The sequence below is a fragment of the Romboutsia sp. genome, assembly GCF_035470145.1.
Taxonomy (GTDB): Bacteria; Bacillota; Clostridia; order Peptostreptococcales; family Peptostreptococcaceae; genus Romboutsia_D.
The window spans coordinates 1-2,012 of the sequence record NZ_DATIRC010000180.1; the positions used below are offsets into that span (position 1 = coordinate 1).

Annotated in this window: 2 protein-coding genes; both read left to right on the forward strand. The window is 30.7% G+C overall.

The window, feature by feature from the left end:
* Positions 1–417 precede the first annotated feature (417 nt).
* Positions 418–1,032: a hypothetical protein gene (locus VLM92_RS07420; RefSeq protein WP_325275701.1), complete on the forward strand. Its 615-nt coding sequence runs from the start codon at positions 418–420 to the stop codon at positions 1,030–1,032.
* A 186-nt stretch (positions 1,033–1,218) separates the two neighbouring features.
* Positions 1,219–1,851 carry a hypothetical protein gene (locus tag VLM92_RS07425; RefSeq protein ID WP_325275702.1) on the forward strand — a complete coding sequence of 211 codons (633 nt, stop codon included), beginning with the start codon at positions 1,219–1,221 and terminating at the stop codon, positions 1,849–1,851.
* The last annotated feature ends 161 nt before the right edge of the window (positions 1,852–2,012 follow it).

The window sequence follows — 2,012 nt, forward strand, 5'->3', positions numbered from 1 at the left end:
GACTCAGAATAGCTATAGAATACCAAAGCAGCACGAGTCAGGTGGTTTAGTTGGGTTGTGCTTCGTGTGTGTGATCAAATCCTTATCCCAAACTAACTGACTTACATTCCATGCTGAGCTTCCGGCCTTTTCAGTTCTTAAAATAAGTATTTGATTGACAGCAAGATAAAGATTTGCATTGTACGTTTATTAGAACCGTTCAATCACTCTTCACGCTCTGTCTACAATCTAAACCTAAAAGCGCAATCTTTTTTCAATATTATTATTCTGAGTCTAATAGATAAGTGGAATTCATAAATCGCTTCCGAAGTGAAATGTTTTGAAAATAGCGAAATTACCCTTTTCATAGAAGCAGGCGACTATTGAAAACTTAAATTTATAAAATCAATAAGTTATCTTTTACTATAAATTGCACGGATGAAATTAACTACAAATAAGATTAAGTTTTTACATATTTACATATATATTATATTATTCACATCTGTGATCTCCTTGTCATACGCGCAGACTTCTAATCCAAATCTTCGCCTTATATATAAAAATAATTTGATAACCATTTCGGCTCAAAATGCTGATCTAAAAAATGTTCTTTCGAAACTCGCTGACAAAACAAATATCATTGTCAGAGTTCCGAATTCTTTAAAAAAACAAATAACAATTACGTTGTCTGAAAATTCTCTGGATGAAGCATTATCTAGGATTTTAAGAGATATGAATTATGTAATAATCTATTCTGGTGATAAAAATAATCGAACGGTTATTTCGGAAGTTTTGGTATATAATGAGTCGGAAAGTTCAGAAGTATCAAACCGATCAGAATCTAGTAATAGAAATATCAATAATAGTATACAAAAACCTCGTGGTAAAAAAATCGACCGTAGCCGTTTAATAAAATCATTAGAAAGGCGACTTGAAAACCTGAATAAGAAGTTATCCTTGGGCGATATAAGTAGTTCGCAAAGAGAACGCTATTTAAAACAGATCAGAGCATATGAAAATAAAATCGAACAATTAAAAAGAGAGATAGAATAGCTCGAATTTGGAAGGTTAACTGATTTTATCCTATTTTAATTATTACAAGAATAAAAAAACATATCAATATATCTTGAGTTTTAAAATCGCTAATAAATTTGTGATATTAATCACTCTCTGGATTTCCAGAACGCAGAGTCACGATGACACTATGATAACGATGATAGAGAGAGGAAGTAGGAAGTTATGATAAAATTTCGCATAGCAATTTTATTGATAGTGGTAACCATGTGTGGCTTTGGTTGTGGTATTGGAAAAATATCATATTATGAAGCAAAAGGGATAAAGAATACTGATAATTCTATCTTCCTTAAAGAGAGTAAGGATAAGGTATGGGTGAAGTTAATTGATGGAATAGGTAAATCCTCTTTTGTGATTAATAATATCGAAAAAGACTCGGGTTTAATAAATATTAGTTATGGTGATGATCCTTGTAGATTTATTAGCTGTGGGACATTAAATTCATATGTGTTAGATGCTCAAGGCAAAAGAAAGTATAATTTTCCAGCATGCATTGAATATAAAGAATACGAAGAATTTAATAAGGGAGATCTATTTATTATTAGAAGGTGGATCACTTTAGATAGCAGAGCAAGCATAATAGTTCAAAAAAGAAATAATGGAACATTGGTAAAAGTTAATGCAAAATATGTAGTAATTAAAAATGCTAAGATTTATGATCCTTCGTATAGGTTAATTAGGACAGAGCTATCCAATATAACATTTAATAGCAATGGTGGAGAGAGTTTTCCAAATGGATTAAAATGTTATGCAAATGGGCAGTTTGAAAAAATGATATTGGATATAGTTAATAAATAATGATTTACTTGATATAGTAACCGCCAATAGTGATACCCGCAAGAGACCAACAGCTTTTTGAAGTTTCAAAATTTTGAAATATCTACAAGATATCAAAACATCGGCAATAGTACATGTATTGGATATCTGTAGTTTTGACAAGTTTAATTTTCGTGAGTAAT